This window comes from Aestuariivirga sp., assembly GCF_044238155.1.
Taxonomy (GTDB): Bacteria; Pseudomonadota; Alphaproteobacteria; order Rhizobiales; family Aestuariivirgaceae; genus Aestuariivirga.
In genome coordinates, this window is record NZ_JBIIDX010000145.1 from 1 (window position 1) to 8,697 (window position 8,697).

Below are 8,697 nucleotides of genomic sequence, written 5' to 3' on the forward strand. Positions count from 1 at the left end.
ATGCGGATCACGAAAAGAGTTCTGTTGGACGCTTTCATTGCCTTGACAGCTTCCATCTTGATCGGCGGCGGAGCATGGGCGGTCGGTGTGCCGCTCGGCTTCCCTTACAATGGTGAACCAGACGAGGGTCAACCGGCAGCCAAGCGGCCGGCTCTGACAGAGAAATCAATCACATTTGGTGTTTATGATCCTCACGGCGACTTTAGCGGCGAGAGCAATGTTGCAATCGAACACATCTTTCTGACCTGGGAAGATGTTGATCTGTCGACCCTGCCCATCGTGGACGCCTACGTACACAGGCGGGGACGCACACTCATGATAACCGTTGAGCCGTGGTCGTGGGCTTCTAACTGGAACATGAACTCAAACGAGCTGCTGGAGGGCATAAAGGCTGGGGACTACGACGCCAACATCGCCACAGTGTGCTCATCCATTGCGCGCTTGAATAGTCCCATCAGCATTCGATGGGCGCAAGAAATGGAGGATGCGGTTGGAAAGTTCATATGGGCAGTATGGACTCCAGAGGATTATGTTTCAGCTTACCGTCATTTCGTCACCGAATGCCGCAAGCATCTTCCGGATGCAGATTATGTTTGGTCGCCCAAGGGTGGCTCGTCCCTTGCGAAATACTATCCGGGCAATGACTATGTAGATGTGATCGGATTGTCGGTTTTCGGCTATCAGCCCTATGACAAGCGAAATTTCGGTGGTGAAAGGACCTTTGAACAGGCGCTCGAACCCGGATATCGTCTGGTGAGCGGGTTCGGCAAGCCTATCATTGTGGCGGAACTGGGCTACGAGGGCGATGAGGAATACGTCAGCCGATGGGCCAAATCGGTGGCGGCGCCACACCCCGAATTCCCGAAACTGACAGCCATCGTCTACTTCAATGACAAGGAAGTCTTTGCCTGGCCTCAGGGCTTTGGCTATCCGAACTGGCGCATAGGCAATCCAAAGGTTTCAAATCGGGATTGATGGCTAGAGCGGTTTTCGTTCAACATACCCGGCGGCTGTGAAGTAGTTTTCAGCGTGCTGGGCCGTGACGATGGGAAGCAGAGCCCCGATCGCCGACCATAGTTCCTCCTGTGTTCGCTCTGCAGCTTTGCGCAAGTGAGCCTTGAGTTGCGAGAAGGCTTTTTCGATTGGGTTGAAATCGGGGCTGTAAGGCGGCAGATAGCGCAGCTTGGCACCGGCAGCCTCGATGGCTGTCCGTACAGCCATGCCCTTGTGGGAGCCGAGGTTGTCCATCATGACGATGTCGCCCTTTCGCAGTGTCGGCACGAGAACCTGTTGGACGTAGGCCTCGAACGCTTCGCCGTTGATGGGGCCGTCGAGCACCAGCGGTGTGACGATGCCGGTCGTGCGCAGGCCGGCCACGAAAGTCGTCGTTTTCCAATGTCCATGCGGCACGCCCATGCGCAGCCGCTCGCCCCGCGCACAGCGGCCCCGGCGGCGAGCCATATTCGTCGATGTCCAGGTTTCATCGATGAAGACGAGACGTTCGGGGTCGAGATCGAGCTGGCGGTCGAACCAGTCCTGCCGGCGCTTCAGGATGTCCCGCCGATCCTGCTCTGTCGCGTGCGCGGTCTTTTTTTCCACGTCATTCCGTGTCGGTCGAAGAACCGCCACAACGGCTGAGAAGTGGCGACCGCTCTTGCTGGCGATCAGCGCCCGCTGAGGATCCGGCTGGCGCTTGAAGCTGCGCAGGTAGATCTCGATCTCAGCCTTGAGCTGACTGTTCACCAGCACCGTGCGCCCCCGGCTGCCCTTGGTCTGCTCGGGCCTTAGCTGGATCTCTTCGCGCACCTGCGCATCAGGGCCCAAGACGTCGTCCACCGATAGCGCTGCGATCTCCCCAACCCGCATCCCGCCCAGCCAGCTCAGCATCATCATGCAGCGGTTCCTGGGACCCAACCCGCCGGGACCGCAGCGTCTCAGCATCCGCTTCATGTCCTGATCGCTCATGATCAGCCCCCATCGAGTGGCCCGGGTTGAATGTTAGTGCATGGACGGCCTCGGCGCCAGCGCGGGCGGCGAAGCCGGTTGGGGTAGCGCAGCCGCCCGCGCGGATTGCGGAATGAAGACCTCCGGAGCTGGGGGCCGGTAGCCCAGGGATCCATGAGGGCGCAATGTGTTGTAGAAGCGCCGCCAGCTTTCCACGATGACCCGGGCTTCTGCGAGCGTGTAGAAGATCTCACCATCGAGCAGCTCGTCCCGGATGCGGGCATTGAAGCTCTCAATGTAGCCATTCTCCCACGGGCTCCCTGGAGCGATGTAGGCGGTCTTTGCGCCGACGGCGGCGATCCAGTCCTGGACGGCTTTCGCAACGAACTCGGGGCCGTGGTCGGACCGTATGTGCTCCGGCACGCCCCGGAGGATGAAGAGATCGGACAGAACGTCGATGACATCAATCGATTTGAGCTTCCGGTCGATCCTGATTGCCAGGCACTCCAGCGTGAACTCGTCGACCACGTTCAACATCCGGTACTTTCTCCCATCATGGGTGCGGTCCTCGAGGAAGTCATAGGACCAGACGTGATTTGGCCGTTCCGCCCGAAGCCGGATGCAGGAACCGTCGCTCTGCCAGATGCGGCTGCGCTTGGGCTGCCGCGGTGGAACCTTCAGACCCTCCTGCCGCCAGATCCGTTCCACCCGCTTGTCGTTGACCAGCCAACCCGACGTGTTCCTCAGCATGGCGGCAATCTTACGGTAGCCCAGCCGGCCGTGCTCCCGGGCCAAGGCCACCAGGTCATCGGTCAGGCGCTCTTCATCTTCACGGCCCCGCGGAGCCTTGCGCTGTGTCGACCGGTGCTGGCCGAGCGCCGTACAGGCTCGCCGCTCGGAGATCGACAGAGCTTGCCGGACGTGCGCGATGCACGCCCGGCGCCGCGCGGGGCTCAGTAGTTTCCCCGTGCCGCTTCCTTCAGGATGAGCTTGTCCAGGGTGAGGTCGGAAACCGCCTTCCGGAGCCTGGCATTCTCGAGCTCCAGCTCCTTCAGCCGCTTCACCTGGTCCAGCTTCAGACCGCCGTATTCCTGCCGCCAGCGATAGTACGTCACTTCGGTCACGCCGATCTGCCGGACCGCCTCCGCAGTCGCAACCCCTTGCGAAACAAGGACATCGACCTGCCGCAGCTTGGCGACGATCTCTTCAGGCGTGTGCTTCTTCCTTGGCATGTTCTGATCCTCCTTGATGCCATAAGACATACCTCAAGTCGGACCACTTCTGTGGGGGTGGATCAAACCACGGTGGTAAATTTCAAACTGATGGTGCTGCAGTCCGGAAAGCGGCTGCAGCTTAATAGGGAACACGGTGCGGAAGACCCCAGAGGGACCAAATCCGTGGCTGCCCACGCAACTGTCAGCGGATAGGTTCTCCGCAACGGCCACTGGCCCCACGGGGCCGGGAAGGCGCGGAGAACCGACGACCCGCGAGCCAGGATACCTGCCATCGGCAACCGGTGCATGACGCACCACACATCAACCGAACTGCACGATGGGTGCAGGCAGGAAACACCATGCATATCGAACCCGGCCTCGTCGATGGGGCCAAGATCGTCCTCAGCTATGCCACGGCCGCTGCCTCCCTCGGCATTGCCGCCAAGCTCGCCGCCGACACTGTGAGGGACAGCGGCATTACCGCGCTTGCCCTGCGCTCGGCTATTGCCACCGTGCTCGTGTTCAGCTTCTTCGAACTGCTGCCGCACCATCCCGTGGGCGTGAGCGAGGTTCACCTCATCCTCGGCTCCACGCTCTTCCTGATCTTCGGGGCAGGGCCCGCAGCCATCGGGCTTGCGCTCGGGCTTCTCATCCAGGGGCTGTTCTTCGCGCCCTTCGACCTGCCCCAATACGGCATGAACGTGACAACGCTTCTGGTGCCGCTCTACGGCGTGAGTCTGCTGGCAAAGCGCATCATCCCGGCCAACTCGCCCTATGTGGAACTGAAATATGGCCAAGCCCTCGCGCTCTCCAGCGCCTATCAGGGTGGCATCGTCGCCTGGGTGGCCTTCTGGGCGATTTACGGCCATGGCTTTGAAGCGTCCAATCTCGCGAGCATCGTCACGTTCGGCGCTGCCTACATGACGGTCGTCCTCATCGAACCGCTGGCTGACCTCGGCGTGCTGGCAACCGCGAAGCTGCTCCGCCAGTTGAAGGGGTCGCGGCTCGTCCAGCAGCGGGTCTATTCCGCGGCCGCATGAGTGCCGCAGCACAAAAAGGAAACGAGATCAGTGAAGGCGGTGCGTTCGCGCGCCGCCTCTTTTTCTATCCTTCGATCCAGTTGGCGACATGAGCAGCCTTGAACTTCGGACCTGAGCCAACCTTTTGTGATGCCGCTGTTGGACAGAACTCGGTTCGTCCTGATGGGGAAGGAAATCTCGTATGAAGCTTGATGTGCACATTCTCTGCCTGGCGGGAAGGAGCGCAGCCCTGCGCAAACGCTCCTAATTGGCAATTTCCACAATCTTACCGATAGCTTTGCTCTATCCTGCAGAGAGAGTTTGCGCCCAGCACCTCTCCCTCCGCCACTTAGCCCTACGGCAAATCTCTCTCCTCGAAATTTGAGCGGTGAGAATCCCCAGTAATTGCGGGCTTCTTCGCGCGGAGCTCCTGACTGCGGAAACGGCAGGCGGGCCGGATTTCGTCTTTCTCGGCCCCACGTTCTCCAAAGCTCCTGACTGCCCGGGAAAGTACGGTGGCGATAAAGCATTGAAATGTATTGTAGAATTATCGAGCGTATTGCTAGGGTTGGGGACAACAAGCGGTCACCGAGAGGGGCTACGAGCGAACTGCGCGACTTTGTCAGGTATGGCGATCAACTGGAGTTGTCTGCTCCTGACATGGCGCCAGGGGGTAATCCCCCCGTTTTTGGAGGGGGTTCGGCGTAGAACTCACCCGGAGGGTTGCACTTCCATTTGCCGCCTCAGTTTCTGAGCGGGCGTAATTCCGCCGAGCGCCATGTTGGGGCGCTCATTGTTGTAAGTCCAGAGCCATTCAGTAGCCGTGTCCTTCACCTCCTCGATCGTTCGAAACAGATATTGTCCGAGCCACTCGTGCCGGACGGTTCGATTGTAGCGCTCGATGTACGCATTCTGCTGGGGCTTGCCGGGCTGGATATGCTGTATGGCAATTCCTCGCTTCTCAGCCCACGACAGGAGCGTGCCGCTGATCAGTTCGGGGCCATTGTCCACCCGAATGGCCAGGGGTTGGCCTCGCCACTCGATGATGCGATCCAATGTGCGCGTCACTCGCTCCGCCGGTAGCGAGAAGTCCGCTTCGATGCCCAACCCTTCACGGTTGAAGTCGTCCAGTACATTCAGCAACCGAAAGCCCCTCGCATCCTCCAGCCGGTCCGCCATGAAGTCGACAGACCACGTGACGTTTGGCTCGGCTGGAACTGCGAGCTCCTCGGGCTTTTCCCGCTTCAGGCGCTTGCGCGGCTTAATCCTCAGGTTGAGCTCGAGTTCGCGGTAGATCCGGTACACCCGCTTATGGTTCCAGAGATAACCCTTCACATTGCGGAGATGCAGGTAGCAGAGACCAAACCCCCAGGTGCGATGCGCCCGGGTAAGGCCGATCAGCAAGTCGCCAACCCGCTCGTTCTCGGACTTAAGCTTCGGTTCATAGCGGTAGCAGCGCTCGCTCACGCCAAAGGTCCGGCATGCGAGTGCAATGCTGACGCCCTTCTGCGCCACAGCTTCCACGGCCATCTCCCGGCGCTGGGATGGCCTGGTTATTTTCGGCCGAGCGCCTCCTTCAGAAGCTCGTTCTGCATGCTCAACTCGGCGAACATCTTCTTCAGACGCCTGTTCTCTTCCTGGATGGACTTCATCTCAGTCACCATGGAGGCATCCATGCCTCCGAACTTCGAGCGCCAACCGTAAAACGTTGCGGTGCTGATCCCGTGCTCCCGGCAAAGGTCCGGGATCGGAACCCCGCCTTCCGCCTGGCGCAGAACCGCGATGATCTGGGCCTCGGTAAATCTACTCTTCTTCATTCGAACCTCCTCGTTGACGTTACCGAGAAAATTCTACTTCCGAACCCCCTCCAAAAACGGGGGGATTACCAGGGCGGTGACGTGTAAGAGGCTGCCCAGCCGTAATCTTTGGGCGGCATATGTTTTCGATGGGGATACAAGTCTTATTCTGAGGCCAATCCGGGCGACCGTCCATCATTTCAGAGGAATAAGTGGTAGTCCCATCACGGCCTGCGCGAAGATGGCGAAGGTCAACGTGCAATAAAGAAGCGCCCCGAGCTGCACAGATCGTACAGGTGCTCGCACGCCTCGGAGATCCAGCCAGAGCCCCAGAAGAGGCAATACCTGCATAGCGTGAAGGGCGAAAAAATGCGCGGCCCGCAGATCGCCAGTAACACCTGACCAGCCGAACAGCGGAAGTACGGCAGCTCCCGCGGGATGCGGGCCTACGAAGTGACCGCCGTTGGCGCTAAGATATCCAGCCGTGATCATCGTCAGTACAAAGCTGGTCACGAAACCAACGACAATGCCTTCCCGAAGGCCTACACCCAAATTTGCGGAAGGATCGGACTTGACGAGCCATCCGATCAGTCCAATGCACACAACCAGTGATACTGCGCCGCCTGCCATGACGACCTCGTACATCATGCGGTTGAACGGCGTCGCCACGTTGAAGTGTGATGGTTCGGCCAAGGCGGCCTGATAGGTTATATATGCCATTTCCGATAGGAAGGCCGCAGCCATCACCCAGCCGATGATGCGCAGTGGCCAACCCTCGCGTACCTTCCCGGATAGCCGCGGCTCAATGAGGGCGATCGTACCGAAGAGAACGACAAAGCTGAGCGAGAACTTCAGCGGCTTCATCCACACGGCAGCGCCGTCAACCTGCCGAGCGTCGACAAGGGCCCAAGCCATGCCCAGTCCCACAAAGATGATGGAGACTACCGTGAGCGTCCAGAACGGGGATGGCGCCTCGGCACGGATCGCGTGAGGGTTCGTGTCAAGCAGTGTCATCTTGTGCGCCTCTTGGATAATCGGCGAAACGGGGTAGGCTGAAGCGAAGTCCCAGTTCAGTGAGCGCCGCGATCAAGAAGCCGAACGGCCCGAACATGAAGATCGTCGCAAGGATCGGGCCCTGCACAAGCCGGTTGATACCGGCGCGATCCATTCTCGCGGCCATGACGGCACCGACGAATAGGTCAAAAGCCAGGAAATGTACCCAGCCGCCAAGCAGTGCCCACTTGTCGGACATGAGTTGAGCGACAGAGGAGAGGCTGTCGTATCCCCCTCCGACACCGGCAAAGCGGCTCAGGACAATAAGGCTGTAGAGTAGCGAAAGACCTGCCGGGATGATCCAGAGCGGGAGGGCATTGAACCAGGGAAAACGGCGCGGCCCGAGGATGAGCAATGCCCACCCGACCATCGCTGTGGTGTTGGCGTGAGAGAACAAGACCTCGGGCGACACCCATATCTCCACTGGAAATTTCCACTGTCCATATAAAGACAGAACAAGCTTGTGCTGTCCACATGAAAAATTTACACTGGAAACATTGAGGTGCGGGAATGTCTCTTGAAAGCGGAAAAAAGATACCATCACGGGGACCTGAAGGCAGCGTTGATTGAAGCTGGCTTGGCAGAACTTGAGGAAAAGGGGTTGGCGCAGCTGTCGCTGCGATCCATCGCGGCGCGCGTGGGCGTTAGCCATACGGCGCCCAAAAACCACTTTGACGGATTGCGCGGACTGTTGACCGCGATCGCGGCGGAAGGATTTCGCCGTCATGCGAGAGCCATGCGCGAAGGTGTCGAAGGGGAACCCCCCGGCAAGTCCAGGCTCACTGCCGCCTGTAACGGCTACCTGCGCTTCGCGCTGGAGAATCCCGAACTTTTCAAGCTCATGTTCTCCGCAACGCTATGCAATGTCGAGGATCCCGATCTAAAGAGCGCGGCATGCGGCAGCTACGAGGTCTTGCGTGGCATAGCCCATGGACTCCACTGGGACAAGGCACGGGAACGCGGCCATCCCTGTCGCACCGAATGGATGCTTTGGAGCCTGGTCCACGGCTATGCCACACTTCTCATCGAGGGGCAGATCCGCAGGAACGAAGATGGATCGCCGATCTTTGATATGGCAGGGCTGATGCCCGACTTCGGTTATATCGCCGAAGACGCAAAACCATCTCATGAATAATAACTCGGGCTGGCAAGACAAAGGCGGACCTCTGGCCGTAACGATATCAGTTGCCGGCGGCGTCAAGGCAGAGTTGGGAGCTTTCGGAAGCATCAATGGCGTCGAGTCGGATGCGCTCGCCGCGGATCTCGATGGTGTCACCATCAATGACCGAAGCGGAACCCTGAATCACTGGCGCGCTCTCGGCGCGCACGACACAGGCGAAAAGAGCGCTTGCCAGTAAAATGGCCCGATACTTTTAGCCTTACCATCCGTATCCGTCCCTTGGATCGATGAAATGCATCAACGGCGGCAGCCCTCCAGATCGGATCAAGCGTCAGCACTCGGGCGCGCAGTAGACCTTGTATAGTGTTTCCAGCATGGTCTTCACTTCGGTGCTGGCCAGGCTGTAGTAGATCGTCTGGCCATCGCGGCGGGTCGAGACAAGGCGGAGGGCGCGCATCTTTCCAAGGTGTTGCGACAAGGCGGCAGGTGACAGCTGCACGATCTCAGCCAGTTCGCCGACCGATTTCTCACCGCCTAATAGCGTGCACATG

9 protein-coding genes, 2 pseudogenes and 1 riboswitch are annotated in these 8,697 nt (G+C 59.4%); of the genes and pseudogenes, 4 read left to right on the forward strand and 7 right to left on the reverse strand.

All coding sequences use genetic code 11. The features are described from left to right. A complete protein-coding gene (locus tag ACILRN_RS13735; protein WP_395689190.1) occupies positions 1–975 on the forward strand; it encodes a glycoside hydrolase family 26 protein in 975 nt (324 codons plus the stop codon). Between the two features lie 3 nt (positions 976–978). Here ACILRN_RS13735 and ACILRN_RS13740 read toward each other — a convergent pair. The 3 genes and pseudogenes from ACILRN_RS13740 to ACILRN_RS13750 all read right to left on the reverse strand — a co-directional run. After that, positions 979–1,625 (reverse strand): annotated as a pseudogene (locus tag ACILRN_RS13740) (IS630 family transposase); the annotation flags it as partial. Positions 1,626–1,692: 67 nt separating this feature from the next. Continuing rightward, positions 1,693–1,965, reverse strand: a pseudogene (locus ACILRN_RS13745) (tyrosine-type recombinase/integrase); the annotation flags it as partial. A gap of 33 nt (positions 1,966–1,998) precedes the next feature. After that, positions 1,999–3,176 (reverse strand): IS3 family transposase gene (locus ACILRN_RS13750; protein WP_395689192.1). Its coding sequence is split into 2 segments (ribosomal slippage): positions 1,999–2,912 and positions 2,912–3,176, totalling 1,179 coding nucleotides; the frame shifts between segments, so codons are not numbered across the junction. A gap of 74 nt (positions 3,177–3,250) precedes the next feature. Beyond that, positions 3,251–3,467: riboswitch (cobalamin riboswitch) on the forward strand. A gap of 50 nt (positions 3,468–3,517) precedes the next feature. Between ACILRN_RS13750 and ACILRN_RS13755 the strand changes: the two genes are divergently transcribed. After that, positions 3,518–4,198, forward strand: a complete 681-nt coding sequence (locus ACILRN_RS13755) for an energy-coupling factor ABC transporter permease (RefSeq protein ID WP_395689193.1) — start codon at positions 3,518–3,520, stop codon at positions 4,196–4,198. A gap of 690 nt (positions 4,199–4,888) precedes the next feature. Here the strand turns inward: ACILRN_RS13755 and ACILRN_RS13760 are convergent. From ACILRN_RS13760 to ACILRN_RS13770, 3 genes are all read right to left on the reverse strand, one after another. Beyond that, positions 4,889–5,994, reverse strand: a protein-coding gene (locus tag ACILRN_RS13760) for an IS3 family transposase (RefSeq protein ID WP_395689195.1) whose coding sequence is annotated in 2 segments (ribosomal slippage) — positions 4,889–5,733 and positions 5,733–5,994 — 1,107 coding nt in all. Because the reading frame shifts where the segments join, the coding sequence is not laid out codon by codon here. A 174-nt stretch (positions 5,995–6,168) separates the two neighbouring features. Continuing rightward, positions 6,169–6,987, reverse strand: coding sequence for a hypothetical protein (locus tag ACILRN_RS13765; RefSeq protein ID WP_395689197.1), 819 nt, complete (start codon positions 6,985–6,987; stop codon positions 6,169–6,171). Then, the gene (locus tag ACILRN_RS13770; protein ID WP_395689198.1) at positions 6,974–7,753 is read right to left on the reverse strand and encodes an ABA4-like family protein; all 780 of its coding nucleotides are present in this window, start codon (positions 7,751–7,753) and stop codon (positions 6,974–6,976) included. Before ACILRN_RS13770 ends, ACILRN_RS13765 begins: the two co-directional genes overlap by 14 nt. 9 nt (positions 7,754–7,762) lie before the next feature. Between ACILRN_RS13770 and ACILRN_RS13775 the strand changes: the two genes are divergently transcribed. Then, positions 7,763–8,161: a TetR-like C-terminal domain-containing protein gene (locus ACILRN_RS13775; protein ID WP_395689200.1), complete on the forward strand. Its 399-nt coding sequence runs from the start codon at positions 7,763–7,765 to the stop codon at positions 8,159–8,161. Further along, the gene (locus ACILRN_RS13780; protein WP_395689202.1) at positions 8,154–8,384 is read left to right on the forward strand and encodes a hypothetical protein; all 231 of its coding nucleotides are present in this window, start codon (positions 8,154–8,156) and stop codon (positions 8,382–8,384) included. Before ACILRN_RS13775 ends, ACILRN_RS13780 begins: the two co-directional genes overlap by 8 nt. A 93-nt stretch (positions 8,385–8,477) precedes the next feature. On the opposite strand, the gene ACILRN_RS13785 is transcribed toward ACILRN_RS13780, so the two are convergent. Next, on the reverse strand, positions 8,478–8,697 hold a 220-nt coding region (locus ACILRN_RS13785), incomplete at its 5' end, for an ArsR/SmtB family transcription factor (protein ID WP_395689204.1).